Source organism: Neisseria perflava, assembly GCF_024170405.1.
GTDB classification, from domain to species: domain Bacteria; phylum Pseudomonadota; class Gammaproteobacteria; order Burkholderiales; family Neisseriaceae; genus Neisseria; species Neisseria perflava_B.
Genome location: NZ_JALJYC010000015.1, coordinates 41,800 through 67,802, shown reverse-complemented (window position 1 = coordinate 67,802; position 26,003 = coordinate 41,800). Strand labels below are relative to the sequence as shown.

The 26,003-nt window shown below is 53.1% G+C and carries 23 protein-coding genes and 3 tRNA genes; 9 read left to right on the top strand and 17 right to left on the bottom strand.

What is annotated here, in order from left to right; translation table 11 throughout:
• Window positions 1-267: 267 nt before the first annotated feature.
• Window positions 268-468 carry a (2Fe-2S)-binding protein gene (locus tag J2T37_RS06950; RefSeq protein ID WP_253354838.1) on the top strand — a complete coding sequence of 67 codons (201 nt, stop codon included), beginning with the start codon at window positions 268-270 and terminating at the stop codon, window positions 466-468.
• 167 nt (window positions 469-635) lie between these two features.
• Here J2T37_RS06950 and J2T37_RS06945 read toward each other — a convergent pair whose 3' ends face one another.
• The 10 genes from J2T37_RS06945 to J2T37_RS06900 all read right to left on the bottom strand — a co-directional run bounded on the left by J2T37_RS06945 (window position 636) and on the right by J2T37_RS06900 (window position 10,759).
• Window positions 636-1,394 carry an esterase family protein gene (locus tag J2T37_RS06945; protein ID WP_253354837.1) on the bottom strand — a complete coding sequence of 253 codons (759 nt, stop codon included), beginning with the start codon at window positions 1,392-1,394 and terminating at the stop codon, window positions 636-638.
• A gap of 11 nt (window positions 1,395-1,405) precedes the next feature.
• Window positions 1,406-2,584, bottom strand: a complete 1,179-nt coding sequence (locus tag J2T37_RS06940; RefSeq protein ID WP_253354836.1) for an ATP-grasp domain-containing protein — start codon at window positions 2,582-2,584, stop codon at window positions 1,406-1,408.
• Window positions 2,585-2,750: 166 nt separating this feature from the next.
• The gene (locus tag J2T37_RS06935) at window positions 2,751-3,731 is read right to left on the bottom strand and encodes an aldo/keto reductase (protein WP_253354835.1); all 981 of its coding nucleotides are present in this window, start codon (window positions 3,729-3,731) and stop codon (window positions 2,751-2,753) included.
• Window positions 3,732-3,817: 86 nt separating this feature from the next.
• The gene (locus J2T37_RS06930; RefSeq protein ID WP_253354834.1) at window positions 3,818-4,774 is read right to left on the bottom strand and encodes a Gfo/Idh/MocA family oxidoreductase; all 957 of its coding nucleotides are present in this window, start codon (window positions 4,772-4,774) and stop codon (window positions 3,818-3,820) included.
• Window positions 4,775-5,071: 297 nt separating this feature from the next.
• Window positions 5,072-5,926, bottom strand: a complete 855-nt coding sequence (locus tag J2T37_RS06925) for a class III extradiol dioxygenase subunit beta (protein WP_253354833.1) — start codon at window positions 5,924-5,926, stop codon at window positions 5,072-5,074.
• A gap of 31 nt (window positions 5,927-5,957) precedes the next feature.
• Window positions 5,958-6,356 carry a protocatechuate 4,5-dioxygenase subunit alpha gene (gene ligA / locus J2T37_RS06920; protein WP_253354832.1) on the bottom strand — a complete coding sequence of 133 codons (399 nt, stop codon included), beginning with the start codon at window positions 6,354-6,356 and terminating at the stop codon, window positions 5,958-5,960.
• A gap of 69 nt (window positions 6,357-6,425) precedes the next feature.
• Entirely contained in the window at window positions 6,426-7,349 is a 924-nt protein-coding gene (locus J2T37_RS06915) for an amidohydrolase family protein (protein ID WP_253354830.1), read from the bottom strand.
• Between the two features lie 84 nt (window positions 7,350-7,433).
• Window positions 7,434-8,132 (bottom strand): 4-carboxy-4-hydroxy-2-oxoadipate aldolase/oxaloacetate decarboxylase, encoded by a 699-nt coding sequence (gene ligK, locus J2T37_RS06910; RefSeq protein ID WP_253354828.1) that lies wholly within the window; start codon window positions 8,130-8,132, stop codon window positions 7,434-7,436.
• 2 nt (window positions 8,133-8,134) lie between these two features.
• Window positions 8,135-9,166 carry an amidohydrolase family protein gene (locus J2T37_RS06905; RefSeq protein WP_253354826.1) on the bottom strand — a complete coding sequence of 344 codons (1,032 nt, stop codon included), beginning with the start codon at window positions 9,164-9,166 and terminating at the stop codon, window positions 8,135-8,137.
• 258 nt (window positions 9,167-9,424) lie between these two features.
• Window positions 9,425-10,759 carry an MFS transporter gene (locus J2T37_RS06900; RefSeq protein WP_253354824.1) on the bottom strand — a complete coding sequence of 445 codons (1,335 nt, stop codon included), beginning with the start codon at window positions 10,757-10,759 and terminating at the stop codon, window positions 9,425-9,427.
• A gap of 282 nt (window positions 10,760-11,041) precedes the next feature.
• Between J2T37_RS06900 and J2T37_RS06895 the strand changes: the two genes are divergently transcribed.
• From J2T37_RS06895 to J2T37_RS06880, 4 genes are all read left to right on the top strand, one after another.
• On the top strand, window positions 11,042-12,856 hold the full coding sequence (locus J2T37_RS06895) for an FAD-dependent oxidoreductase (RefSeq protein WP_253354822.1): 1,815 nt from the start codon (window positions 11,042-11,044) through the stop codon (window positions 12,854-12,856).
• Window positions 12,857-12,880: 24 nt separating this feature from the next.
• A complete protein-coding gene (locus J2T37_RS06890; protein ID WP_253354820.1) occupies window positions 12,881-13,669 on the top strand; it encodes a shikimate dehydrogenase family protein in 789 nt (262 codons plus the stop codon).
• Window positions 13,670-13,786: 117 nt separating this feature from the next.
• Window positions 13,787-15,481 carry an FAD-dependent oxidoreductase gene (locus J2T37_RS06885; RefSeq protein WP_253354818.1) on the top strand — a complete coding sequence of 565 codons (1,695 nt, stop codon included), beginning with the start codon at window positions 13,787-13,789 and terminating at the stop codon, window positions 15,479-15,481.
• A gap of 336 nt (window positions 15,482-15,817) precedes the next feature.
• Window positions 15,818-16,630, top strand: coding sequence for a sugar phosphate isomerase/epimerase family protein (locus tag J2T37_RS06880; protein ID WP_253354816.1), 813 nt, complete (start codon window positions 15,818-15,820; stop codon window positions 16,628-16,630).
• Window positions 16,631-16,794: 164 nt separating this feature from the next.
• On the opposite strand, the gene J2T37_RS06875 is transcribed toward J2T37_RS06880, so the two are convergent.
• The 3 genes from J2T37_RS06875 to J2T37_RS06865 form a co-directional block, all read right to left on the bottom strand.
• A tRNA-Ser gene (locus J2T37_RS06875) sits at window positions 16,795-16,885 on the bottom strand.
• 54 nt (window positions 16,886-16,939) lie between these two features.
• A tRNA-Leu gene (locus J2T37_RS06870) sits at window positions 16,940-17,026 on the bottom strand.
• Between the two features lie 39 nt (window positions 17,027-17,065).
• Window positions 17,066-17,152 (bottom strand) — tRNA-Leu (locus J2T37_RS06865).
• 91 nt (window positions 17,153-17,243) lie between these two features.
• On the opposite strand from J2T37_RS06865, the gene rnr reads away from it, so the two are divergent.
• The 3 genes from rnr to J2T37_RS06850 all read left to right on the top strand — a co-directional run bounded on the left by rnr (window position 17,244) and on the right by J2T37_RS06850 (window position 21,170).
• Window positions 17,244-19,841 (top strand): ribonuclease R, encoded by a 2,598-nt coding sequence (rnr, locus tag J2T37_RS06860; protein WP_253354814.1) that lies wholly within the window; start codon window positions 17,244-17,246, stop codon window positions 19,839-19,841.
• 134 nt (window positions 19,842-19,975) lie between these two features.
• Window positions 19,976-20,689 carry a tRNA (guanosine(46)-N7)-methyltransferase TrmB gene (gene trmB, locus J2T37_RS06855; protein ID WP_253354812.1) on the top strand — a complete coding sequence of 238 codons (714 nt, stop codon included), beginning with the start codon at window positions 19,976-19,978 and terminating at the stop codon, window positions 20,687-20,689.
• A 193-nt stretch (window positions 20,690-20,882) separates the two neighbouring features.
• Window positions 20,883-21,170: a hypothetical protein gene (locus J2T37_RS06850; RefSeq protein ID WP_253354810.1), complete on the top strand. Its 288-nt coding sequence runs from the start codon at window positions 20,883-20,885 to the stop codon at window positions 21,168-21,170.
• 141 nt (window positions 21,171-21,311) lie between these two features.
• On the opposite strand, the gene J2T37_RS06845 is transcribed toward J2T37_RS06850, so the two are convergent.
• From J2T37_RS06845 to J2T37_RS06830, 4 genes are all read right to left on the bottom strand, one after another.
• Window positions 21,312-21,815, bottom strand: a complete 504-nt coding sequence (locus J2T37_RS06845; protein WP_253354808.1) for an RICIN domain-containing protein — start codon at window positions 21,813-21,815, stop codon at window positions 21,312-21,314.
• Between the two features lie 113 nt (window positions 21,816-21,928).
• Window positions 21,929-22,540, bottom strand: a complete 612-nt coding sequence (gene recR / locus J2T37_RS06840) for a recombination mediator RecR (protein ID WP_253354806.1) — start codon at window positions 22,538-22,540, stop codon at window positions 21,929-21,931.
• A gap of 72 nt (window positions 22,541-22,612) precedes the next feature.
• Window positions 22,613-24,442 (bottom strand): SurA N-terminal domain-containing protein, encoded by a 1,830-nt coding sequence (locus J2T37_RS06835; protein ID WP_253354804.1) that lies wholly within the window; start codon window positions 24,440-24,442, stop codon window positions 22,613-22,615.
• Window positions 24,443-24,560: 118 nt separating this feature from the next.
• Window positions 24,561-24,911: a Spx/MgsR family RNA polymerase-binding regulatory protein gene (locus tag J2T37_RS06830; protein WP_253354802.1), complete on the bottom strand. Its 351-nt coding sequence runs from the start codon at window positions 24,909-24,911 to the stop codon at window positions 24,561-24,563.
• Window positions 24,912-25,071: 160 nt separating this feature from the next.
• Between J2T37_RS06830 and J2T37_RS06825 the strand changes: the two genes are divergently transcribed.
• On the top strand, window positions 25,072-25,728 hold the full coding sequence (locus J2T37_RS06825) for a hypothetical protein (RefSeq protein ID WP_253354801.1): 657 nt from the start codon (window positions 25,072-25,074) through the stop codon (window positions 25,726-25,728).
• Window positions 25,729-26,003: the final 275 nt, after the last annotated feature.

The following is a 26,003-nucleotide window of genomic DNA, read 5'->3' as shown; positions in this document are numbered from 1 at the left end:
AAATATGTATTTATGCCTACACCTGCTTACAGAAAAATCAGCCTTTTGATGAAAATTTACATAAGCGGCTTACAAGTGAATACGGTATCTTGATTTATTGAGATAAAACTTATCTCTAATAAAAATAAATCGCAATATCAAAATTGATAGAAAAATCAAAATATCTTTTGCTTTTCCAAGACTTGCAATACAAACAGTTTTTATTTATATTAGCTCCTAAGAATAAGACTAACTCTCATTATTGAGATTGGAACACTGGAGCGCATCATGTTTGTATGTATCTGCAATGCTATTACCGACCGTGAAATCAAAGAAACTGTGGCTGCCGGGGCAAGTACCATGAGCGATTTGCAAGCGCAGCTGGGGGTGGCAACCTGTTGCGGTTGTTGCAGCGAATTGGCTGCGTCCTTTTTAGCCAATCACAATGCGCAGAGTACGGTTACTGCGGGGATTAATGTGCAGGCATAAATATTTGACAAAATGCCGTCTGAAAAATCAAATCAAAATTTGGTTTTTCAGACGGCATTTTACATAAGGCGCAGATTAATCATGTGTATCGGCAACGGTATGAGTAAAAAAATTACCAAAAATAAAAAAGGGTGGGAATTTGATTCCTACCCTTTTCTATTTTTGGGTTAGGCGCGGATAATGCCTTGCTCTTCCAATTTGCCTAAGAAATAAGGCATTTGCTCACGCCACAAAGGCCAATCGTGCGCCATATCATGACCCCAGTAGTCGAACCAGGCGGGGATGTCTTTGGCGGCGAAAGCCTCTTGCAGGCGGCGGGTGTCGGCAACGTGCTGCTCTTCCCATGCGCCTTGACCGACGGCAATGATGAAGTGGTTGCGGCGGTAGTGATCAAGGAACCAATTATCCTGCTGGTTCCACAGATAATCGATGGCAGAATTGTAATACACTTCTTTGTCGCCGTAGAATTCGCCGGTAAAAAAGCGTGCGTCATAAACGCCGCTGAGGGCAACCGCCGTATCAAACAAATCAGGGTGGCGCAGGGCGAAATTCACGGTATGGAATGCGCCCATGCTGCAGCCGGTCGCCATCATCGCGCCGCCCCACTGCGATTCGTGGCGGATAAGCGGCACAAGCTCGTTGACGATATAGCGGTCGTAGGCGTTGTGCGCCAAAGCCATGTCGTGACCGGATTTGTAGGTAGCCAGCCAAGACTGATTATCGTAGGAATCGGGCGTATAGAATTTGAGCAATCCGCGTTCGATAAACGAACGGCAGGCATCAATCACACCGAAATTGCCATATTCGTGTTGGTTGCCGCCGGAAGAGGGAAAGACAACCACGGGTTTGCCGGCATGACCGTAAACATTGAAATACATTTCCTGCCCGAGTTCGCCGCTCCAATGGCTTCTTTGTTCAAAATGCATAAGGGTTTCCTTTAATGTTTTTGTTGGGCGAATTGTACGATTTCACGCATTTGCTCGATGGTCTCGGTACGCGCCAAAATGCCGTGTTCGCCCATGATTTTGGCGAATACGCCCGGGACGTTTTGCACGCTGATGATGTTGGCGGCAAAGCGCTCGCATACCGATTCGATGGAATTGGCGTAGTTTTGGTTGGCTTTACGCGAAATGTAAACCACGTTCCACGGATGGGTAATGTGGGCATAGAAACGGTTTTCTTTGACCACATGGGCATATTCGGCGAAGACGTCGAAGTCGTTGGCGTAGTTCCACATGTCGATGGTCAGGCCACCCGGCGGACGGCAGTTGATTTCCAGCGGCAATAAGTCGCCGGTGGCTTTGACGCGGAAAAACTCAAAATGGAAAAAGCGTTCGCGCACATTGAAGGCTTGCACGCATTTTTGCCCCATCTCAATCAGTTGCGGCGAAATATCGCGCGGCACGTAATAATACATGTCGCCGTCTTTTTCCACGGTATCCAATACGGCTTCGGAGTATTCCAAACCGGCGTAGAACACAATATTGCCGTTGTGGTCGGTCAGGCCGTCGAACGTGACGATGTCGCCGTCGATAAATTCTTCCATGATGTATTCGACATAAGGATTTTTATGCTGGAAGAAATATTCGAGGTCTTGCGGGGTGCGGATTTTGTAGGTGTCGCTGGCACCGACGCCGGAATTGGGTTTGATGATTACGGGGAAATTCAATTCGGCAGCTAAGTTCCAAGCGTCTTCATTGCTGTGGAACACGCGGCCGCGGGCGACGTTTAAGCCGGTGGCGCGGAATACTTCTTTCATCTGCGCTTTGGTTTTGACGGCCAGCATGTCTTGGTTTTTATAACCGAAAACATTGAAATCGGTGCGCAGCGCGGCATCCAGTTCCAGCCAGTATTCGTTGTGCGACTCGATGCGGTCGATACGGCCGTATTTGTGGGCGAAATAGGCGACGGCGCGGTAAACCTGGTCGTAATCTTCCATATTATCAACGCGGTAGTATTCGGTCAGGTGGTTGCGTAGGTTTTCGCTGAGGGTTTCGTAAGGGGCGTCGGCGATGCCTAAAGTGTTGATGCCGTTTTCCCGCAATCGGACGGCGAAGGTCTCGAAATTGGTGGGGAAATGCGGGGAAATCATCACAAAGTTGAGTGGTCGTGACATGGATTATTCTCCGGGGGGGGTTGGGAAGCGTTTTGAGTTTGTGGTTAAGGCATTATACAAGATTTATATTTTTTTAACAGGCGTGAAGTCAAAGCGTAACAAGAAAAAAGGCCGTCTGAACAGGGAAATACGTTTTACTGTTCAGACGGCCTTGGGCATTGTCGGATTAAAATTCTTCCGTATCAATCTCGGTTTGCGTGGCGGTGGGATAACGCGCACCTTTGACGCTGCTTTGGTTAATCAGTTCGCCCGCCTGTTGTAGGATTTCGGGCGCGATGTTTAACGATGCGGCGGCGTAGTTGTCTTCCAAATGGTGGATGCTGGTGGTACCCGGAATCGGAATGATGTTGTCCTGCTGCGCCAACAGCCAGGCAAGGCCGAGTTGGGCGGCGGTGCAGCCGGCTTGGTCGGCAAGGATTTGCAGGCGGTCGCGCAGTTGCAGGTTGGCGGGGTAGTTTTCAGCGGAAAAACGCGGCATGGGGCGGCGGATGTCTTTGTCTTCCAAAGCCGACGGGTCGCGCACGTCGCCGAGAAAACCGCGTGCAACGGGACTGAAGGCGACAAGGGCGGCGCCGATTTCGCGGGTTTTCTGCAATACGGCGATTTCAGGGTTGCGCGTCCACAGCGAATATTCGGTTTGCAGCGCGGTAATCGGGTGTACGGCATGGGCGCGGGAAAGGGTGTCGGCAGAGACTTCGGACAAGCCGACGGCGCGGATTTTGCCTTGTTCGACCAGGCGCGATAAGGCGCCAACGCTCTCTTCAATCGGTACGTTTTTATCCCAGCGGTGCAAATAATATAAATCGATTACATCGGTTTGCAGCCGTTGCAGCGATTCGTCGGCTTGGCGCAGGATGGTTTCGGGGCGGCCGTCAATCACGCGCTTGCCGTTCACGCCGCCCATGCCGCATTTGCTGGCGAGAAAAATCTGATTGCGAAACGGCTTGAGGGTTTTGCCGACCAGCGTTTCATTGGTGCCGAAGCCGTAGAGCGTGGCGGTGTCGAAAAAGTTGTAGCCCAAATCAATGGCGCGGTGCAGTAGCGCTTGCGCGTCGCTTTCAGACGGTGGCGTGCCGTAGGCGTGGCTGAGGTTCATGCAGCCGAGGCCGATGGGGTAAACGGGGGTGTTATTAATGATTCGGTTCATAGCGGCTCCTGTATTAGTGTGGCGAAAGGCCGTCTGAAAAACGGGATATTTTCAGACGGCCTGTTGATTATACGCTTTTATGCAACTTAGGCTTCAAGCTGCTTTTCCAATTCGCCCAGCACTTTGTAGCAGTTGATGACACTTTCCACGCTGGAGTTGGGTTGGCGGCCTTTGCGGATGGCGGCGAAAAATTCGCGGTCTTGCAGCTCGATACCGTTCATGGAAACGGCTACTTTGCTGACATTGACCGGTTCTTCCTTGCCGGTGACCAAATCGTCATAGCGGGCGATGTAGGTGCCGTTGTCGCAGATGTAGCGGAAGAATGTACCCAAGGGGCCGTCGTTGTTGAACGAGAGCGACAGGGTGCAAATCGCGCCGTTTTCGGCTTGCAGCTGGATGGACATGTCCATCGCAATGCCCAACACCGGATGTTTCGGGCCTTGTACGGCGTTGGCTTTTACTACTTTGCTGCCGGTTTGGTATTGGAACAGATCCACGGTGTGCGCGGCGTGGTGCCACAGCAGGTGGTCGGTCCAAGAGCGCGGCTCGCCTTTGGCGTTGGTGTTGGTGCGGCGGAAGAAATAGGTTTGCACGTCCATCTGCTGGATGTTCAATTCGCCTGCCGCGATTTTATTGTGAATCCATTGGTGGCTGGGGTTGAAGCGGCGGGTATGGCCGACCATCGCCACTAAGCCGCTGTCTTTTTGCGCCTGCAAAACTTCTTCGGCATCCGCCCAAGAATCGGCCAGCGGGATTTCCACTTGAACATGTTTGCCTGCTTTGAGGCATTGCAGCGTTTGCGCGGCATGCATTTGGGTGGGGGTACACAAAATTACCGCATCGACTTCGGGCAGCGCCAGCGCGTTGGCCAAGTCGTCGGTGACAAAACCGACGCCGTATTTGTCGGCCACGGCCTGGGTTTTTGCCATATCGCGGCCGATGAGGGCGACGACTTCGACATCGGGAATGTTTTTGATACCGTCAAGGTGTTTTTCGCCGAATGCGCCGGCACCGGCCAGCGCGACTTTGATGGTGTTGCTCATGGGGATTCCTTGTGTTTGGTTTTTTAAATGTATGGAATAGGGGTGCGGGATACACATGCGGATTCTGATATTAGGAAAACGCGTGCGTAGCTTGCGCCACACCCTACGCATTATGCGTTTTTCAGACGGCCTTTAGAACCTGTATTCACAATCTTGATAGCGGCTTTTTATTGCCTAATCACACGCCTACTGCGTTGGACTTTTACGCCAATAGCCCACTATTGGCGCAAAAATCCGCCTTGTATTCGTATGATTATCCAACAAAAATCCATCTATCAATCTTATGAATACAGGTTCTTACTTCTTCGGCGCTTCCAAAATCAGATGGCCGACGGCGGTATTGGAGGCGGGCACATGGTAGAAACGGTGTTTCACCACCGGCTCTTCGCCTTCCTCGCACATGGCGGCGCGGGCAATCAGCCACATCACCAATTCGATACCCTCCGAACCGGCTTCGCGTACGTATTCTACATGCGGTTTTTTCGCCAGTTCTTTCGGGTCGGCAATCAAATCATCTAAGAATTGGTTGTCCCATTCTTTGTTAATCAGACCGGCGCGCGGGCCTTGCAGCTGGTGGCTCATGCCGCCCGTGCCCCAGATGTGCACATTGATGTCTTCGTCGTAGCTTTCCACCGCTTTGCGGATGGCGCGGCCGAGGTCGTAGCAGCGCTGGCCGCTCGGCACGGGGTATTGCACCACGTTGACATGCAGCGGAATCACTTTGACCGGCCATTTTTCCACATCGCCGAACATCACGGTCATCGGCACGGTTAGGCCGTGATCGACTTCCATTTCGTAGCACAAAGTCAGGTCGAAACCCTGCTCAATAACCGAGTGCGCCAAGTGGGAAGCGAATTTTTGGTCGCCGATCACATTCGGCACAGGGCGCGGCCCCCAGCCTTCGTCGCTGGGTTTGAACTCGTGGTTCATGCCCAAGGCGAAAGTCGGAATCAGGTCGAAGCCGAAATTGTTGGTGTGGTCGTTATACACCAAAATAATCACGTCGGGATTGTTGGCTTTCTGCCACTCTTTGCTGTATTCGTAACCGGCAAACACGGGTTTCCAGTAGTCTTCGCCGTGTTTTTTCAAGTCCCAAGCCACGCCGACGGCCGGGATGTGGGAGGTGTAAACGCTAGCGGTGATTTTTGCCATGATTTTTTTCCTTTTCAGACGGCCTGACGGCTTATTTTTTGTTTTCTTGTTCGTGGGCGTAGCGGTTGCCTTCGATGCTGCGGCCGCCATTAATCATCATATCGCGGTATTCCTGCTCGCTCATGCCGGTCATGCTGCCCGCCATCTGCTGGAAGGTCAGACCGTCGGTGGCGCCGATTTTCGCCAATACATAAATATTGCCGCCCAAATCCATCAAGCGGTTGAGATCACGCGCAATCACCGCGTCTTTCTGCTCTTCGGTCATCGGCCATTCGTCCATATAGGCGCGTTGGTCGGCTTTGAAGCGCTCGCGGTTTTCCGCCTTCATCAGCGACATGCAGAACTGGTTGAGGTGATAGCCCTGGCTGGCGCGTTCGGAATCGAAAATGCGGGTGCCGGGAATGTCATGATAAGGTTTTTCTAAAGCCATGATGTTGCTCCTTTGTCAGTATTTTTCAGACGGCCTTGTGACATGAAAGGCCGTCTGAAAAGAAAGTTGTTATTTGCCGTATGTTTCCGGCCAATACAGGCGCATCGGGTTATCGACCAGAATCTGATACTGCTCTTCAGGCGTGACGGCAACCTGCGCCAGATAGTCTACCAACAAACCGTCGTCCGGCATATGGTCTTTCAGATTCGGGTGCGGCCAATCGGTGCCGAACAAGACGCGGTCGGGGAATTTTTCCATCAGCTTACGCGCAAACGGCACGACATCGGTATAGCTGTGTTGCTCGCCGTTTAAGGCGTTCGGGCCGGTCACGCTTAAGCGCTCGGGGCAGGAGAGTTTGCTCCATACATTCGGATGCTCTTCCATCAGCTTCACAAACAGGTCGAATTCTTCGCCGTCCACCGGTTTGGTGACATCGGGGCGACCCATGTGATCGACCACCACAATCGTCGGCAGGTTGGTAAAGAAATCCCACAATTCCGGCAAATCGGCCGCTTCAAAATACACCACCACATGCCAGCCCATTGGCGCGATTTTGGCGGCGATTTCCAAGAGCTCTTCTTTGGGCGTAAAGTCCATCAAACGCTTCACAAAATTGAAACGCACGCCGCGCACACCTGCCATGTGCAAATCATACAGCTCTTCCGGCGTTACATCGCGGCGCACCGCCGCCACACCGCGCGCCAAATCGCCTGCGGTTTGCAGCGCATCCACCAAAGCGCGGTTGTCTGCACCGTGGCAGGTGGCCTGCACAATCACATTGCGCGAGAAGCCCAAATGGTCGCGCAGGGCAAACAGCTGCTCTTTCGACGCATCGCACGGCGTGTATTTGCGCTCGGGCGCATAGGGGAATTTATCGCCCGGGCCGAACACATGGCAGTGTGCATCCACCGCGCCCTGCGGCAGCTGTAATTTCGGTTTGGACGGATTGGGATAAAAACCCAACCAGCCGGGTGTTTTTTCAAAGTTGCTCATAAATCGCTCCTTGTATGGGGCTTGATGTTTATTTTTCAGACGGCCTTTATAACCGTATCCGCATAAGGCCGTCTGAATTTGGTTTTAATCAATATATTTCAAACCGGCTTTTTCCAAGCCTTCGCGCATTTTGTAGTAGTCCAAGCCCAATACGCCGCTGGCGAAGATTTCGCGTTTGTCGGCTTCGTTGGCTTCGCGCGCTTCGGCTTTGTCGGCCACTTCCTGCGCACGCTCGGCGGGCACGACCACCACGCCATCGTTGTCGGCAATAATCACATCGCCCGGATTGACCAGCGCACCGGCGCAGACCACGGGTACGTTGACCGAACCCGGCGTGGCTTTAATCGTGCCTTTGGCGTGGATGGCTTTGGAAAACACGGGGAAACCCATCGCTTCCAAGTCTTCCGTATCGCGCACGCCGCCGTCGATAATCAGCCCTTTGCAGCCTTGAGCCATATAGGAAGTTGCCAACAGGTCGCCGAAGAAGCCGTCGGCATTTTCGGTGGTACAAGCGGCCACGGCCACATCGCCCGGGCGCAGCTGCTCGGCGCCGACAAACATCATCCAGTTGTCGCCCGGTTGCAGCAGGATGGTAACGGCGGTGCCGCAGATTTTCGCGCCTTTGTAAATCGGGCGCATATAGGGTTTCATCAGGCCGGTGCGCCCCATTGCTTCGTGGATGGTGGCGACGCCGAAGCGGGAGAGTTTTTCCACGGCGGCGGGATCGGCGCGCTTGATGTTGCGTTTGACAACGCCTAATTGGTTGGGCAATACGTCGGTCATGATTATTTTCCTTTTGATTTCAACAGCGCATCAAGGCGCGGGAACACGCGGCGGGCGTTGCCCTCGTAAATTTGGTGACGCTCTTCGGCGGTAATATCCGCCGCTTCGATATAGCGCTTGGTGTCGTCGAAATAGAAGCCGGTGCGCGGGTCGATGTCGCGTACCGCGCCGATCATTTCGGAGGCGAACAAGATGTTTTTGTTCGGAACCACGTCCAGCAGCAAATCAATGCCGGGCTGGTGGTAAACGCAGGTATCGAAGAAGATGTTGTTCAACAAATGCTCTTCCAATTCGGGCTTTTTCAGCACCATCGCCAAGCCGCGGAAACGTCCCCAGTGGTAGGGTACCGCGCCGCCGCCATGCGGAATCAAAAAGCGCAGGGTGGGGAAGTCTTTAAACAAATCGCCTTGCAAAAGCTGCATAAAAGCGGTGGTGTCGGCATTGAGGTAATGCGCGCCGGTGGTGTGGAAGCAGCTGTTGCACGAAGTAGAAACGTGAATCATGGCGGGAATGTCGTATTCCACCATTTTTTCGTAAATCGGATACCAGTATTTGTCGGTCAGCGGCGGCGAAGTCCAATGGCCGCCGCTGGGGTCGGGATTGAGGTTGATGCCGACGTTGCTGTATTCGTTGACGCAGCGCTCCAGCTCGGCGATACAGGTTTCCACCGCCACGCCCGGGCTTTGCGGCAGCATAGCGACGGGGACGAAATGGTTGGGAAACAGCTGCGACACGCGGTAGCACAATTCGTTGCAAATCGCCGCCCAGGCGGACGATACTTGAAAATCGCCGATATGGTGCGCCATAAAGCTGGCGCGGGGGGAAAACAGGGTCATGTCCGCACCGCGCTCTTTCATCAGGCGCAGCTGGTTTTTTTCGATGGTTTCGCACAATTCGTCGTCGCTGATTTTCAGTTCGGAGGCTTTGGGCATCTGCGAAGGGTTGCCGATGGCGGCGATCTGTTTGTTGCGCCAGGCTTCCAGAGAAGGCGGGGCGGTAGTGTAGTGGCCGTGGCAGTCGATAATCAGGCTCATGGGTTTCTCCTGTTTATGAGTGGTTGGTTTCCAGACGGTCTGCCGTCTGAAAAACAGTGTGCGGTCGGGTGTAACTGTGTGTAGTCGATTATGACGGGTTTTACTGCATTTGATACAGAGCGGTTTGTTACTAGAAGCTATAACGGAAATAAATAGCTTGCCGGTCGTTGCGAAGATACGGTGTTTCAGATGGCCTTTGTCATCAGGCCGTCTGAAAAAGCGGCATGCAGCAGGAAAGTAAATACCTGTTTCTTGATATTAATACGCGCCGTCGTAAATCTTCTGTTTAATCAGCAGGCAGACGGTCAGAATCAGGGACGGGATGGCTAAAATCACAAAAATGGTGACGAAATCCAACTTCCACGCCAAGAGCTGGCCGGTAAGGAAGGTCCCCGCAATCGCCCCCATGCGGCCGATGCCGAGCATCCACGATACGCCGGTGGTGCGGCAGGCAGTGGGATAAAACTGCGCCGCCAGCGCCGGCAGGGAGGTTTGCGCGGTGTTTTGCATAATGCCGGCAAACAGCACCACAAAAATCAGCATCCATAAGCTGTGTCCCAGCGACCAGCCGATAAAGGCCACCGACACGGCGGTTAAAAACGAAATCAATGCAATCAGCTTGTTGCCGTTGTAGCGGCTCATCAGCCAGCCGCTGGCAATCGCGCCCAAACCGCCCAGCGCAAACAGACCTGCGATTTTCGGGCCGAGTGTCGGCGGCATATTGGCTTCTTTAAACAATACCGGCATCCAGTTGATCATGGCGTAGAAAATAATCAGCCCCATAAAATAGCAGATCCACAGCAGAATCGAACCGGCGCGCAGCTCTTTGCCCAATACCAAGGCCATCGGGTTGGCGGCGCTATCAGCGGCTTTTTTCTCGGTGACGACAAATTCGGTACGGCTCAGGTCTGCACGCGGATTAATGCGGTTGAGGATTTTGCGGATGCGTTCCTGCGGATATTTTTTCACCACCATATAGGCGGCGGAACGCGGCAGCAGAAAAATCATGAAAAAACCCAAAATCAGCGGCAGCAGGCCGCACCACATCAGCGCGGTGCGCCAGCCGTAGGCGGGAATCAGCCACGAGGCGAAAAAACCGCCCGCTGCCGCGCCGACAGGAAAACCGCAATACATGGTGTTGACAATCAGCGAACGCTTTTTGTCGGGGCAATATTCGGCCAGCAGCGTGACTGCATTGGGCATGGCGGCACCCAAACCCAAACCGGTAATAAAGCGCAAAACGGTCATCTGCATCAGGTTTTCGGTAAAGGCGGAAGCCACGCAGGTGGCGGAAAACAGAATCCCGGAAAAGGTCAGCACCACTTTGCGGCCGATTTTGTCGGCCACCGGGCCGAACGATACCGCACCGATGGCCAGACCGAACAGTGCGGCGCTCAAGACCGGAGCGAGCTGTTTCTTTTCCAGACCCCAGTCGTCCAGCAGGCTGGGGGCGATGTAGCCGATGGCGGCGGTGTCCATGCCGTCGAAAAAGGCAATCAGAAAGCAGATGGCGAAGATCAGCCATTGGTATGGGGAGAATCGGTTTTGATTGAGAAAGTCCTGTACGTTCAGGGTACGGCCGGCGGTCTGCATGATAAAGCCTCCTTTGTAGTGATTGGAAACCCAATGATTTGTTTTGATGTTGATGATTATTCTGTATGGGTGTGTAAAGAAACAGCGTTTGTTTTGACTAACAGTTATGCCAAAAATGAATAGGTAAGGCCGTCTGAAGAGATAAGTAAGGTAAATTCAGACGGCCTTACGCCGTTTTATGCTTTGATAAAGTATAGGAGTTATAGCAAAAACACTATGGTACTTTCAGGCTGCTGTTCTAAAATAGCGCAAACTACATCATCCTACAAAAAAGGCAGTCCCATGCAGAACCAAACCCCTAATCCTGTTGCCGTGTGGCAGTGCGACGTATTGGTGGCCGGCAGCGGTGCCGGCGGTTTGGCGGCAGCGGTGACAGCCGCCCATCATGGTTTAAAGGTAATTGTGGCCGAACGCGCGGCCACCTGCGGCGGTGCAACCGCACGTTCGGGCGGTTGGGCATGGACACCGGGTAATCCGCTGGCCAAAGCCGACGGCGTAAACGAGCCCCGCGATGATTTCCGTGCGTATCTGCAAGCCGTCATCGGTGCGCAAAATTACGATGCCGAACGGGTGGAAATGTTTTTGGAAAACGCGCCGCATATGGTGGGCTTTTTTGAAAAACTGACCCCGCTGAAATTTACCCCGGGTACGAAAATCTGCGATATCTACGGCAATCTGCCGGGCGCGGGCACGGGACACCGCTCCGTTGCCGCCACGCCGTTTTACGCCAAATCTCTGCCGCAGCACCTGCTCAACATCCTGCCCGACCAATACAAAATGACCGCATTTTGGGGCATGGGCATTATGGCCGGGTCGGATTTGGGGCATTTTCTCAATGCCATGAAAAAGCCGCAGAGTTTTGCCTATGCCGCCCGCCGCTTTGCGATTCATGTTTGGGACAAAATCGTCTATAAACGCAATATGCAGATGGTCAACGGCCTGGCATTGATTGCGCGTCTGGTGCAGGCGGCGGACGAAAAAGGCGTGAGGATTGAAGTGAATACGGCGGTGAAGGCGCTGATAGAGGACGAGCACGGCAAAACCGTCGGCGCGTATCTGGATACGCCGCAAGGCGTGGTGCGCGTGGAAGCGGCTAAGGGTGTGATTTTGGCAACGGGCGGCTATCCGGCCAATACCGAACGGCGCAAAAATTTCCCGCGCAACCCCGACGGAAGGCAGCATTGGACGCTCGTGCCCGACGAAGCCGACGGCGCGGGTTTGGCTTTGGCCGAAAGTGCAGGCGGTTATCTGGACGAGCGCGGCCGCTCGCCTGCCGCGTGGTGTCCGGTGTCTGTCGTCAAATTTAAAGACGGCAGCGAAGGCGTGTTTCCGCACATCGCCGACCGCGCCAAGCCCGGTATTATCGGCGTGTTGAAAAACGGCAAGCGTTTTGTCAACGAGGCCAACGGCTATTACGACTATGTAACGGGTATGCTGCAAGCCGTGCCCGAGGGCGAAGCGGTGGAGTCTTGGCTGATTGGCGACAAACGTGCCGTGCGCAGCTATATGTTCGGCTTTGCCAAGCCGCGCCCGATTCCGCTGGCCATCTACACCAAGTATCTGCACTGTATCGAAGAAGCCGATACGCTGGATGAATTGGCGGAAAAATGCGGCATTGATTCCGTCGGCCTGATGACGACTGTGGCCGAGTTTAACCGAATGGCCAAACAGGGCAAAGACACCGATTTCGGGCGCGGCGATACCCCGTTTAACCGCTACGGCGGCGATGCCTCCACCGGTTATCCCAACCCCTCGCTCGCGCCTTTGGGCAAAGGGCCGTATTACGCAGTCAAAGTACAGGTCGGCTCGTTCGGCACGTTTGCCGGTATCGCGGTGGACGCTTTTTCCCGCGTCTTGCGGCAAGACGGCAGCGTTTCAGACGGCCTGTATGCCGTCGGCCTCGATCAAAAATCCGTCTTCGGCGGCAATTACCCCTGTGGCGGCATCAACATCGGCCCGGCGCTAACCTTCGGCTACGCCGCCGCGCGGCACATCGCCGGTGTGACGCGCTATGAAGACGACGGCAGCGTCAGCCCGTCGGCGGAGTATTTAGGCAAACTGTGGCAGCCGTTATCTGATATGGCAAAGGCCGTCTGAAAAACACTTAAAAAGGAGAAACTGATGGAACTGACTTTGAATGGCGAAACCCGCCTGTATTTTGTCGTGGGCGACCCGATTGCCCAAGTGAAATCGCCCGAGGGCATGACCGCCGCGTTTCAGGCGGCGGGTAAAAACGGCGTGTGTCTGCCCGCGCATGTCGCGCCTGAGGATTTGGCGGCATGGGCGGCGGGTATGCGCAAAATGAAAAACGTGGACGGGCTGATGATTACCGTGCCGCACAAAATCGCCTTTACCGGGTTGTGCGACGATATTTCCGATACGGCGCGTTTCCTGAATACCGTCAATGTGGTGAGATTTACCGCCGACGGTTGGAAAGGAGAAATGTTTGACGGCTGTGCGCAGGTAGAGGCATTGCTGAAAAACGGCGCGGTATTGCAGGGTAAAAAAGTGATACAGGCTGGCGCGGGCGGGGCGGGGACGGCGATTGCGCATGCGCTGGTGATGGCGGGTGTGGCCGAGCTGGCGATTGTCGAGACGGATGCAAACCGCCGCGACAATCTGATCGAACGCTTAAACAGCTTGGGCAAAGCCAAAGTGTATGCGGGCAGCAGCGATCCGACAGGCTTTGATGTGGTGGTCAACGCCACGCCTATGGGCATGAAAGCAGGCGATCCGCTGCCCTTTGACGCGGACAAACTCACTGCTGATATGTTTGTCGGCGATGTGGTGACCTACCCCGATACCGCTTGGATGAGCGCCGCCCGCGAACGCGGCTGCCGCGTTTCCACCGGTTTGGATATGTATGCCGCCGTGCGCGATTTGATGGCGGAATTTTTGTTGCGTGATTAAACAGATTTGCGGTCATATAACGTGAGTTTGGATACAGAGGGATATGACCTGCTGTTTTCAGACGGCCTTGTGTGAAAACAGGCCGTCTGAAAACAGCCGCAAACCGAAGGAGAAATAATGGATACCGCAAAAAGCGAACAGCATGTTGATTTACTGGTGATTGGCGGCGGCGCGGCCGGTATGACCGCTGCGTTGACGGCCAAGCTCGAAGGCTTGGATGTTTTATTGTGTGAAAAAGCGCCGTATGTGGGCGGCATTACCGCCACATCGGGCGGTACGACTTGGGTACCCGGCACGCATTTAAGCGTGAAAGCGGGTGTGCCCGATAGCGTAGATGCGGCACGCGAATTTCTCAGCCATGTGTGCAAAGACAAAAGCGGCGGTGATTTGCGCGAGGCCTTTTTGCGGTCCGGCCCGCAGATGATTCAGGAATTGGACGACAAAACCGAAGTCAAATTCGTGGCGGCGCAAGCCCATCCCGACTACATCGGCCCTTTGCCAGGCGAGGCCTACGGCGGTCGGGCGCTGGCGCCGGTCGCGTTTGACGGCAAGCTGCTGGGCGCGGATTTCGACCGCGTGCGCCCGCCGCGCCGCGAGTTTATGGGCTTGGGCGGCATGATGGTCAACCGCAGCGAATTGGGCGCACTGCTCAAGCCGTTTGCCTCGTTAGGCAATCTGAAAACCACTTTGGGCGTGGTGCTGCCGTATTTCAAAGATCGTTTGAGCTACAAACGCGGCACGCGGCTGGTGATGGGCAACGCGCTGGTCGGTCGCCTGTATTACAGCTTGAAGCAGGCGGGCGTGCCGGTGTGGTTTGAATCGTCGCTGCAAGAATTGTTGCTGGACAATGGCAAAGTTACCGGCGCGGTGGTGCGCCGAAACGGGCAGAATGTGCGCATTACCGCTTCTAAAGGCGTGGTCTTGGCCACCGGCGGGGCGGCTTGGAATCCATCGCTGCGGCAACGCTTTTTCCCCGAGGGTACGCCCGATTCGTTTGCGCCAAAAGAAAACAGCGGCGACGGCATTACCGCCGCCGAGCAAATCGGCGGCGCTTTGGACAATACCGATTTTCCCGCACTGTGGTTTCCGACTTCGTTTAAAACCGAAAGCGACGGCTACCGCGCCATGTGGCCGCACATTATTCTCGACCGCGCCAAGCCGGGTCTGTTTGCTGTGGCTTCAGACGGCAGGCGTTTTGCCAACGAAAGCAATTCCTACCACGACTTTTCCAGCGCCCAGCTCGCCCGCCACCGCGACACGCCCGCCTTGCCCGCCTATTTAATCGCCGACGAAGCCTTTGTCAAACAATACGGCTTGGGTTTTATCATGCCGGGCGGCAAAGGCTTGACAGGTTATGTACAACGAGGCTATGTGCAGCGCGGTCAGACTTGGACAGAGTTGGCGCAGAAAATCGGCGTTCCGGCGGAAAACCTGCAAGCGACCGCGCAGCGTTACAACGAATTGGCGGCAACAGGCGAAGACACTGATTTCGGGCGCGGCACCAGTGCCATGAACCGCTTTAACGGCGATGCGGCGGTCAAATCCAATCCCTGTCTGCGCCCGCTGGCCTCGCAAGGGCCGTATTACGCCTTGGCGGTGCGCTCGGCGGATTTGGCCGGCAGCGTCGGTCTGGCGTGCAATGCCGAAGGTCAGGTATTGCGCGAAAACGGCCAAGTGATAGACGGCCTGTTTGCCTGCGGCAACGATTTGGCCTCGATTTTCAAAGGCACTTACCCCGGCCCCGGCACTACCATCGGCCCGGGCATGGTGTTCGGCTGGCGCATTGCCAAATTTGCCGCAGGAAAATTGTAAACGGAACAGGCCGTCTGAAATGTTCAGACGGCCTGTGAGGCAGCAGGGCAGGTTGGCTTGCAAACCCGACATGATTTACTGAAAACTGTGTTGGGATTTCATCCCAAACTACATGTCCTAAACTTGAAACAAGGCCGTCTGAATCTGGCTTGAAAACGCAGCCCCGTAGGGTATGTTAGCCGCTTTAAGCGGCGTAACGTACCGTTTAGCGGCCGAGTGGCCTCTTTGGAAAATCCAAATGTCCGCTAATCAGTGCAATACGGTGTACCGCCTATTGCACCCTACATATTTTATTATATCGATTTCAAAAAATTTAAAAATTAAAGGAGAAACCTTATGACCCGTCAAATCGGCATTGCCCCTTTAAGCGTATTGGGTAACGAACCCGTCGATTTTATCAAAGCCGCCGCTGCGGTCGGCTACGATTTCGTCGGTCTGCGCACCCGCCCCGTAACTGCCACGGAAAAAGATTTGAACCTGCTGCCCGGCAGCGCACGCCTGAAAGAAGTGCAGGCCGTATTAAAAGATACCGGCATGAAAGTGGTGGACACCGAATTTATCGGTATGGGAGCAGACTGCAACCGCGACTTTTGGCTGCCCATGCTGGAATCCGCCGCTATGTTGGGTGCGAAAACCCTCACCGTGACACTCACCGACCCTGATTTGGCACGCGGTATGGCAACACTGAGCCGTTTGGTGGAAGATGCCAAACCGTTCGGCATTACCATTACGCTGGAGCCGATTTCCTATCAAACCGTGAAACAGCTGCAAGAAGGCGCGGTCGTTGCCAAAGAAATCGGCTGCAAGGTCTTGTTTGACACTCTGCATTTCCACCGCGCCTTGTGCGGATTAGAACAAATCACCGCCGCGCAGCCGTATTTAGCGAATATGATTCAGCTGTGCGACGGTATTATGGCCGACCGCGCCGCCACCCGCGAAGGCCTGATTGAAGAGTCGCGCAGCCTGCGCTATGTGCCGGGTGAGGGCGATTTCAAGTTGGCCGAATGCGTGGCCTTACTGCCTGAAGATATGCCCGTGAGCATAGAAGTGCCCAATCCGAAATTTGCCGAACTGGGCTTGGAAGGCTGGTTACGTTATCTGAAAAATGCGACGGAACAGGTGTTGGCTAAGGCGGAAAGTTTGCGTTGATTAAACACTAGATAGAACAAAATATGCCGTCTGAAACGAATGATTTGTTTCAGACGGCATAATTCAGTTCGAAAATAGATACCTTAAAAAATGCTATTTTATTTGGTATTTTAGCGTGCTGAAGTAAAAAATCCCTTTAAAAATCAAAGGGATTTTTTAAAATTTGGCAGAGAGGAAGGGATTCGAACCCTCGATACGCTATTCACGTATACACGCTTTCCAGGCGTGCGACTTCAACCACTCATCCACCTCTCTAGGTAGGGGTAAATCAGACAGCTTAACAAAAAATCCGGCGCTGACCGGATGATTTGGTGCCCAGGAGAAGACTCGAACTTCCACACCCGTGAGGATACTAGCACCTGAAGCTAGCGCGTCTACCAATTCCGCCACCTGGGCAATCTGATTTTAGTTTTAAAGCAAAGCAACCGTAAGATTTGGTGCCCAGGAGAAGACTCGAACTTCCACACCCGTGAGGATACTAGCACCTGAAGCTAGCGCGTCTACCAATTCCGCCACCTGGGCTTTGCTTTATTCTCCGTTTTGCGTTACAGTACACTGTCTCGCCAAAGAAGACGTTATTATATATTTCTAAGAAAGAATGTCAACTGTTAAAATGAAGAAAAATACTAAATCATTAAATTTAAGAGAGAAAGATCCGTATTTGGAGCGGGAGAAAAAACGCTATGAATCTCCTCTGCCTAGTCGTGAATGGGTAATCCAATTATTGGAAGAGCGCGGTGTGCCGCAAAAAATAGAAACATTGGCACGCGATTTGTCGATTACTGAGGATGAATACGAATTTTTCGAACGCCGTCTGAAAGCGATGGCGCGGGACGGGCAGGTATTGATCAACCGTCGCGGTGCGGTGTGTGCGGCAGACAAATTGGCCTTGGTCAAATGCCGTGTCGAGGCGCATAAAGACGGTTTCGGATTTGCCGTGCCGCTGGAGCCGACGGGCGAAGGCGATTTTGTTTTGTATGAAAAGCAAATGCGTGGAGTGATGCACGGCGATATTGTGACCGTGCGCCCGGCCGGGATTGACCGTCGCGGCCGCCGCGAAGGGACGGTATTGGATATTGTCGAGCGGGCGCAAACTCAGGTGGTTGGCCGTTTTTATGTGCAATACGGCGTGGCGATTTTGGAAGCGGAAGACAAACGTCTGATGCAGAGTATTGTGCTTGAGCCGGACAGCGTGGCGGCGTTTAAGCCGTCTGAAGGTCAGGTGGCGGTGGCCGAAATTGAAACTTATCCGGAGCTGAAACGTCCGGCAGTGGCGAAAATCATCGAGGTATTGGGCGATTATGCCGACAGCGGCATGGAAATCGAAATCGCTGTGCGCAAACACCATCTGCCGCACCAATTCAGCGCGGCTTGTGAGCAGGCGGCGAAAAAAATTCCCGATCATGTGCGCAAAAGCGACATGAAAGGCCGCGTGGATTTGCGCGAATTGCAGCTGGTGACGATTGACGGCGAAACGGCGCGTGATTTCGATGATGCGGTGTATGCCGAAAAAATCGGCCGCAATTACCGCTTGGTGGTGGCGATTGCCGATGTCAGCCATTATGTGCGCCCCGGCGATGCGATTGATACCGACGCGGTAGAACGCAGCACCAGCGTATATTTTCCGCGCCGCGTGATTCCGATGTTGCCGGAGAAATTGTCCAACGGCATTTGTTCGCTCAATCCTGATGTGGAACGTCTGTGTATGGTGTGCGATATGACCATTACTTACGCTGGCAATATCAAAGAATATAAATTCTATCCGGCGGTCATGCGCTCGCATGCGCGTTTGACGTATAACCAGGTTTGGGACTGGATTTCCGGCGGCGGCGATTATCCGCACAAAAAAGAGCTGGATACGCTGTACAGCCTGTATAAAGTGTTGCAGAAAAAGCGTTTGCAACGCGGTGCGGTGGAATTTGAAAGCGTGGAAACGCAGATGGTATTTGACGACAACGGTAAGATTGAAAAAATCGTGCCGGTGGTACGCAATGACGCGCACAAGCTGATTGAAGAATGTATGCTGGCAGCCAATGTGTGCGCGGCGGAATTTTTGTTGAAACACAAACATCCCGTGTTATTCCGTAACCACTTGGGCCCGACACTGGAAAAGCTGACTACCTTGCGTGAGCAGTTGGGCTTGCTCGGCCTGCAACTGGGCGGTGGCGACAGCCCGACGCCGAAAGATTACGCTCAACTGGCAGAGCAGTTTAAAGGCCGTCCTGATGCGGAACTGTTGCAGATTATGATGTTGCGCTCCATGCAGCAGGCGGTGTACGAGCCGGGCAATGAAGGCCATTTCGGCTTGGCTTATGAATCGTATGCCCACTTTACTTCGCCCATCCGCCGATATCCCGATTTGACCGTACACCGCGCGATTAAAGCCGTGTTGCAGGGTGAGCACTATAAGCCGGAAAAAACCTGGCAGGCCTTGGGCGTGCATACGTCGTTTTGCGAACGCCGTGCCGACGATGCCAGCCGCGACGTGGAAAACTGGCTGAAAACCTATTACATGCGTGATAAAGTCGGTGAGGTGTTCAACGGTAAAATTTCCGGCATGACCAGCTTCGGCATTTTTGTGACGCTGGATGATATTTTCATCGACGGTTTGGTGCACATCAGTGATTTGGGCGAGGATTATTTTAACTTCCGTCCGGAAATTATGGCGATTGAAGGCGAACGCAGCGGCGTGCGCTTCAGCATGGGCGACCGCGTGGTGGTGAAAGTGGCGCGTGCCGATTTGGACACCAGCAAAATCGACCTGACGCTGGTCAGCGGCGGCGAAAAAGGCAAGAAACGCAGCGGCAAAGCGAAAGCAGCCGCTACGTCGAAAAGCAAAGCCGCAAGCGCTCCGGCCAAGGGTAAAGGCAAAGCTTCTAAAGCAGCACTTCAGACGGCCTCTGAGGTTAAATCGGTAAAAACCAAAGCTGAGACGGATAAAACCGCCAAAAAAACGCGCAGTAGAAAACTATCTGCCAAAGAGGTGGATGAACAGATGAAAGCGGCCAAGTCTGCCGCCCCCCCATCCGCTAAAACCCAGCGTAAACAGAAGACCGTCAAGCCGGAGCTTATCGCGGCAGATAAGCCGAAACCGATTGGGCAGTTGTTGAAAAAGCAACCGACCGCAAAAGGTAAAGGCGTTACGGTTAAAGTAACTGCAACGGATGGTGTACAACCCAAACGCAAAGGGCGCAGCCGCACGAAATCTTGATTTTATCTGAGAAGGCCGTATGAAACGGCGTAATCAGGTATAATGCCGCCTGATGGTAAGGCCGTCTGAAATCATACAAATCATGTATTCAGACGGCCTTTTTGTAAAAATTTATTTATTGGCCGAAATTTCCCATGACAGATAGCATAAACAATCCTTCCGAAAACAATATTCCGCCCGAGCATGCCCGCTCCATCCGCAGCTTTGTGCTGCGTCAAGGCCATATGACAGCCGCACAACAGCGGGCGATTAATACTTTATGGCCGCAATTCGGCGTTGATTATCAGGCCGAACCATTGGATTTGAATGCACGGTTCGGGCGCGATAATCCGAAAGTATTGGAAATCGGGTTCGGCATGGGCGTGGCGACCGTCGAAATTGCCAAGCATCTGCCAGATACGGATTTTTTGGCGATTGACGTACACGGCCCGGGTGTCGGCAATATTTTGAAATTGATTGAAGAAGAGGGTGTCGGCAATATCCGCGTTATGCGGCATGACGCGGTGGAAGTGGTGGAAAATATGCTGGCCGACGCGTCGCTGGACGGTATCCATATTTTCTTCCCCGACCCGTGGCACAAAAAGCGCCACAATAAGCGCCGCTTGGTGCAAACCCCGTTTGTGGCCAAGCTGCTGCCAAAGCTGAAAAGCGGCGGTTATGTGCACATGGTGACCGACTGGGAAGAGTATGCGGTTCAAATGCTGGAGGTATTGGGCGGGTTTGGCGAATTGGAAAACACCGCCGCCGATTATGCGCCGACACCGGTCTACCGCCCGGAAACCAAGTTTGAAGCGCGCGGCAAGCGTTTGGGACACGGCGTGTGGGATTTGGTGTTCCGCAAACGCTAAGCGGATTGTTGGATGTATGGCTTGCTGGTGTTTTCTTGGGAAAACAATCAGTTGGCAAGTGGTGTGGGGTTGTGTAAAAACGCATAGACCTAAGGCCAAATCGGGTTAAATCTGCAGAAACGCTTGCATGAAGCGGCAATCACCCGTATTCTGTCCAAACGGTGTATCCGCACCATCAATAAGGAAATGATGAATGAACATAAAAAAATTCTTGGCTTTGTCAGCTGTGGCGGCCGGTTTGATTGCTAGCGCCAATGTATATGCAGCCAAGGAAATTAAAATCGGCAGCAACGGTACGCCTTACGCCGCTGCCGATGTACAAAAGCTGGCTGCTACTGCTGTGGGCATGGGTGTGCAAGAGCCGGTTAATTTGAGCCGCTCCGGTGGTTCGGTAACTGTATCCGGTGCCAATGCGACCAAGTGTACCTTCAAAGTCGGCGACGGTAATGCCTTGCAGATTCAAGGTGTCAGCTGTAAATAATTTTCGATGATGTATAGTCGTTTCAATTTAGATTGAGACAAGGCACAGCAACGCTGTATCAAGCTAACGGGACGACTAGAATAGAAAAGGCCGTCTGAAAACGTGGTAATTTTCGTTTTCAGACGGCCTTTGACATGCTGTTTATTTGGTGGACGGATAAAATTGCTGCCCGCTGCTGCCGTCGCAGGTTTGCAGGGTCAGGCGGTTGCCGTCTTTTTTACTGTCGAGACATTTGTCGTTCAAACGGCTGCGGATGGTTTTGCCAACGGCGTACCATTGCTGGTTGCTTTTGCCGTGGCAGGCGTAGGGAATGATTTTGGCACCGCTGTTGCCGTTTTCTGCGGCGACGTCGAGGCATTTGTTTTCCACGCGGATGGTGTCGCCGCTCAAATCAAAGCGTTGGTTGGCTTTGCCGTGGCAGGTGTAGGCAATGATGCCTTGGTAAGATGAGGCGCTGTTGTCGAGGCAGAGGCCGTCTGAAGTTTTCAGCAATACCTGTTGCTTTTGGGGAAGCGTGGCATTATCGCTTTGCACTTCGTAAATGCTGACCGACGGCATTTGCGGAACGCGGATATAAATGCAGGCATTAAGAGAAAGTGCGGTGGCGGCCAATAAAACGGCACGGTAAATCGGTAGGGCAGGCATTGCGGCGGCTCCTGAGTGAAAAGGAAAAGCATATAGGCAAATCAGATATTGCGCAATATTATGCGGCGTATGCGGTGGCTAAAAGCATGGAAATATCTGTATCTAATCTAGAATCAGTTGTGCTCTTTTAATGAGCGCCGCTCATACACAGCCTGCGCCAGCGTACCGGCATCGACATATTCCAGCTCGCCGCCCAGCGGAATGCCGCGTGAGAGGCGGCTGACTTTGTAAGGCAGGTTTTTAAACAGTTCGGCCAGTACATACGCGGTAGCGTCGCCTTCGGCAGTAAAATTAGTGGCGATGATGATTTCTTCCACTTCGCTGTTTTGCAGGCGTTCGACCAATTTATCCAAGGCGATGGCGGAAATATCCATGCCTTGCGCAGGATTGATTTGCCCCATCAAGACGAAATACAAACCGTCGTGGCAGTTGGCGGTTTCCATATTGGAGACGTCGGCGGGCATGTGCACAATCATCAGGCGGCGGGAATCGCGTGCGTCATCGCTGCAAATATCACACAATTCGTGTTCGCAAAAAGTGTTGCACAGCCGGCAATGGCGTACTAATTTCAAGGCGCTTTGCAGGGCGTCTACCAATTCTTGGGCTTCTTCGCGTTTGTATTGCAGCAGGTGGTACGCCATGCGCTGCGCGGATTTAGGGCCGATATTGGGCAGGGCTTTCAAGGCGTTGGCCAGGCGGGTAAAGGCGTCGGGGGTTTTGCTCATGGGAAAGAATGAAAGATAAATGGATAAAACGGCCGGGATAATCCCGACCGTTGTTTGCTTTTTCAGACGGCCTCAACTGCCTGAATCGACTTTTTGCGCACCTTGCTCTTGCTTGATGTTTTTGCTCAAGTATTGGAGCAGGTTATCGAATATGCTGGCGGTTTGCTGTTGCAGCATGGCCTGTTTCGCTACCGGCAGTTGGGCGGCAATGTCACTAGGCGCACTGATGGCCTGTACTTCGATAATTACCGGCGCCGGTAAGCCTTGCAGCAAGACATAGGCCGGTTTGCCCTCGGCCGGACGCGCTTTAATTAGCTCGGCATAGGCTTGCGGCGGCATAGACTGGCGTGCCTGCTGCGCGGTCAGCTGGGTAACCGGCGACCAAGGCAACTCGGTTTTGTGGCCGGTTTTCAAATCAGCCAATGTTTCTTGGGCTTTTTTCTCTGCGGCTTTGGTCGCCTCGCTACGCAGATAGCCCATGCGCACATCGTCTTTGATTTCGGCAAACGGTGCGGTTTTTTCCTCGCGCACTTCTTTGGCGCGGACAATCCAAACGGTATCGTCGTTGACGCTGACAGGCTCGGAATTGTGTTTTTTCTTCAATACGTCATCGCTGAAAATCGCATTGAGCAAATCGTCCGGCATGCCGGCGGCTTTACCGTTGGCGCGGGTCAGCCAATCTTCGGGGGCGGTGATTTTCAAGCCTAGAGATTTGGCGGCGGCCTCCAAGCTGTTTGGATTATTGAAGGCTTCCTCGGCCAGTTTTTCTTTGGCGCTGTTGAAGGCGGCGGCGGCTTTTTTCAGTTTCAATTCCGCTTCGATACGGGCTTTTTCCTGCTCGAAAACGGGTTTGTCCTGAATATCCAATACGCGGATGATATGGAAACCGGCTTGGGTCTGCACCAGATTGCTGGTTTCGCCTTTCTGCATGGAGAATGCGGTGTTTTCAAATTCGGGCAGCAAGCCGCCGTCTTTGGCCATCAAGCCCAAATTGCCGCCCTTTGCTGCGGAGGCGGGATCTTGCGAGTATTTTTTCGCCAAGGCTGCAAAATCGGCAGGTTTGGCCTGTACCTGCGCCAATACTTTTTCCGCTTCGGCTTTAACCGCATTGCGGGCATTGTCATCGGCGTTTTGTGCCACAGGGAAGAAGATATGCGCGATTTCGCGGCGCGGCGTAGCGCTGGCGGCCTGTTCGTCAAAAGCTTTGCGCACTTCTTCCGCGCTGACGGTTTGTTTCTCCGCCAAATCTGCGGCGCTTAATGCCACGTATTCGATTTTCACGCCTTGTGGAATGACGTAATCTTTTTTGTGCGCATCATAATAGCGTTGCAGTGAGCCATCGTCGGTTTTGATGTTGGCGGCGAAGGCTTCGGGGCTGAAGGTAATCGAACGGATGGTGCGTGTCGATTGGGTCAGTTTCACCAGTTGCTCGGCTTGTGCGTCGCTGATAATTGAGCCGTTTTGCACCAAGTTCAACAGGTTTTGCAGGGCAAATTGTTCGCGGATTTCTTCCACAAACTGGTCTTCGGTCATGTTGCGCTGGCTCAGGTATTGGGTAAGCAGCGCCTGCTCGAATTTGCCGCTTGCATTATGGAAATTCGGGTCGTCAACAATAATCTGCTTGATTTGCTCTTGCGATACGGCAATGCCCATCATTTTCGCGCCCTGGGTCAGGTAGGCGCGCTGCACCAATGCTTGCAAAACGGCGTCGCGCGGCTGGCCTTGGGTGTTTTGCGCAGCAGTATTCAATTCGTGTTCGCTGATTTTTTCATCACCGACTTTGACGATGTAGTCGGAACCCGGCGAGGCAACGGTGCTGACGCCGAAACCGACAAAAGTCAAGGCAATCAAGCCCAGCAGGATTTGGGCGGGGGTTTTGTATTTTTCTACGGCATGGAACATGGGAATTCAAACCAAGTATAGTGTGGATGGCAAACGCGCATTGTAACGCGTTTTTGTTTATTCTGCACATTATTCAGACGGCCTTGAGGCCGTCTGAAAAGAGAAGGAAGCCCAATGCTTAAGCAGCAAAAATTTCTGCATAGCTGTCGGCAGAAAAACCGGCATAAAAACGGCCGTCTTTAACCAATATCGGGCGTTTAATCAGGCTGGTGTGTGTACACATCAGATTAATGGCTCCGGCAGTGTCGGCCGCTTGCGCTTGGGCAGCTACTTCCAGCTTACGCCAAGTGGTGCCGCGCTTGTTGAGCAGGGTATCCAAAGGAATCTGCGCCAGCCATTCATTGAGCTGTTCGGCTGTCGGCGCGTTTTTCTTGAAATCAACAAACTCATAGTCGATATGGTTGCCGCTTAACCATTGGCGGGCTTTTTTGACGGTGTCGCAATTCGGAATACCATAAAGATAAATCATGGGCGCTCTCTTTCGATGATGTTATTTATTTTTACAATCGTATATTCTACGGAACGTCTGCCAAATTTACCATAAAATACGTTAAAATAGCCGAATCTCATTAAGCCGGTCAAAACCGGTACGCCCATAACAAAACTTTCCATGATTACGGAGTTTCTTCATGATGAAAAAAGCCCTTGCCGTGACGTGCGCCGCTTTGCTGCTGGCTGCCTGTTCCGACAGTGAAAAGCCGAGCAATGCTTTATTTGAAAAGACCATCAACCAATTTTCGGCGGAAGACAAAATCTGCCTGCCGGTGGTGATAAACGTGCAAAATCCGCGCACCCGCGATACCTTCAGCCAAATTCCCGTCGGTCAGCCGGAAATTCAGGTGGCGCTGATAGACAGCAAAGGCAACCGGATTAATCAGACGGCCTTGGCGCAGTTGGATTTGTTGGAAGACGAAGATTATTACGACAAATCCAAAACCAAAATGCTGCCTTCGCCAAAGAGTACGTCAACCGTAGATGTGGCTGTTTATACCCTGACCGATAAGGGTAAAGAGCAAAGCCGTGCGGTGCCGAAAGCCATGCCGCATTTCTGTATCGGCCATCAAAAAGTCGAAAAAATTAATTGGTACACTGAGCCGAGTCCGTCTAATGGCATGACGGTGTCGCGCGTATCGTATGAGGCGCGTTTTGTGCCGGAAGAGTGGTTGGAAAAATTATTGAAAGAGGGCGGCGGTAACGGCAAACTGCCGGTGGATGAAGTGCGTTCGGAAACCACTTCTTTGGTGAAAACCAGCGAAGGCTGGAAAGATTCGCGCGAATTGAAATAAGATTTTTGTTTGGCAAGATGATTAAAAAAGCAGCGTTGCCCGTATAGGCGGCAACGCTGCTTTTTGTTTTTACGGGTCAGGCAAGACGAATAAATAAAGTTGAAACAATCGCCTGTCGGGCAATGCCGTTGCCGCGTTAGGCCGTCTGAAAACAGTGGTAACAATTTTATCCGCAGCCGTTTCCTTTATATCTTTACATTAGGCAGGATTTCTACCGCTTTGTATTGGCTGCATTTCAGACGGCCTGCCGGATTTACGGTACAATAGCCGCTTTA

What these genes read in the sequence shown, in the direction of transcription:
- J2T37_RS06950 (WP_253354838.1), top strand. Translation starts at nt 268, where the DNA reads ATGTTTGTATGTATCTGCAATGCTATTACCGACCGTGAAATCAAAGAA.
- J2T37_RS06945 (WP_253354837.1), bottom strand. Translation starts at nt 1,394, where the DNA reads ATGCATTTTGAACAAAGAAGCCATTGGAGCGGCGAACTCGGGCAGGAA.
- J2T37_RS06940 (WP_253354836.1), bottom strand. Translation starts at nt 2,584, where the DNA reads ATGTCACGACCACTCAACTTTGTGATGATTTCCCCGCATTTCCCCACC.
- J2T37_RS06935 (WP_253354835.1), bottom strand. Translation starts at nt 3,731, where the DNA reads ATGAACCGAATCATTAATAACACCCCCGTTTACCCCATCGGCCTCGGC.
- J2T37_RS06930 (WP_253354834.1), bottom strand. Translation starts at nt 4,774, where the DNA reads ATGAGCAACACCATCAAAGTCGCGCTGGCCGGTGCCGGCGCATTCGGC.
- J2T37_RS06925 (WP_253354833.1), bottom strand. Translation starts at nt 5,926, where the DNA reads ATGGCAAAAATCACCGCTAGCGTTTACACCTCCCACATCCCGGCCGTC.
- ligA (WP_253354832.1), bottom strand. Translation starts at nt 6,356, where the DNA reads ATGGCTTTAGAAAAACCTTATCATGACATTCCCGGCACCCGCATTTTC.
- J2T37_RS06915 (WP_253354830.1), bottom strand. Translation starts at nt 7,349, where the DNA reads ATGAGCAACTTTGAAAAAACACCCGGCTGGTTGGGTTTTTATCCCAAT.
- ligK (WP_253354828.1), bottom strand. Translation starts at nt 8,132, where the DNA reads ATGACCGACGTATTGCCCAACCAATTAGGCGTTGTCAAACGCAACATC.
- J2T37_RS06905 (WP_253354826.1), bottom strand. Translation starts at nt 9,166, where the DNA reads ATGAGCCTGATTATCGACTGCCACGGCCACTACACTACCGCCCCGCCT.
- J2T37_RS06900 (WP_253354824.1), bottom strand. Translation starts at nt 10,759, where the DNA reads ATGCAGACCGCCGGCCGTACCCTGAACGTACAGGACTTTCTCAATCAA.
- J2T37_RS06895 (WP_253354822.1), top strand. Translation starts at nt 11,042, where the DNA reads ATGCAGAACCAAACCCCTAATCCTGTTGCCGTGTGGCAGTGCGACGTA.
- J2T37_RS06890 (WP_253354820.1), top strand. Translation starts at nt 12,881, where the DNA reads ATGGAACTGACTTTGAATGGCGAAACCCGCCTGTATTTTGTCGTGGGC.
- J2T37_RS06885 (WP_253354818.1), top strand. Translation starts at nt 13,787, where the DNA reads ATGGATACCGCAAAAAGCGAACAGCATGTTGATTTACTGGTGATTGGC.
- J2T37_RS06880 (WP_253354816.1), top strand. Translation starts at nt 15,818, where the DNA reads ATGACCCGTCAAATCGGCATTGCCCCTTTAAGCGTATTGGGTAACGAA.
- rnr (WP_253354814.1), top strand. Translation starts at nt 17,244, where the DNA reads ATGAAGAAAAATACTAAATCATTAAATTTAAGAGAGAAAGATCCGTAT.
- trmB (WP_253354812.1), top strand. Translation starts at nt 19,976, where the DNA reads ATGACAGATAGCATAAACAATCCTTCCGAAAACAATATTCCGCCCGAG.
- J2T37_RS06850 (WP_253354810.1), top strand. Translation starts at nt 20,883, where the DNA reads ATGAACATAAAAAAATTCTTGGCTTTGTCAGCTGTGGCGGCCGGTTTG.
- J2T37_RS06845 (WP_253354808.1), bottom strand. Translation starts at nt 21,815, where the DNA reads ATGCCTGCCCTACCGATTTACCGTGCCGTTTTATTGGCCGCCACCGCA.
- recR (WP_253354806.1), bottom strand. Translation starts at nt 22,540, where the DNA reads ATGAGCAAAACCCCCGACGCCTTTACCCGCCTGGCCAACGCCTTGAAA.
- J2T37_RS06835 (WP_253354804.1), bottom strand. Translation starts at nt 24,442, where the DNA reads ATGTTCCATGCCGTAGAAAAATACAAAACCCCCGCCCAAATCCTGCTG.
- J2T37_RS06830 (WP_253354802.1), bottom strand. Translation starts at nt 24,911, where the DNA reads ATGATTTATCTTTATGGTATTCCGAATTGCGACACCGTCAAAAAAGCC.
- J2T37_RS06825 (WP_253354801.1), top strand. Translation starts at nt 25,072, where the DNA reads ATGATGAAAAAAGCCCTTGCCGTGACGTGCGCCGCTTTGCTGCTGGCT.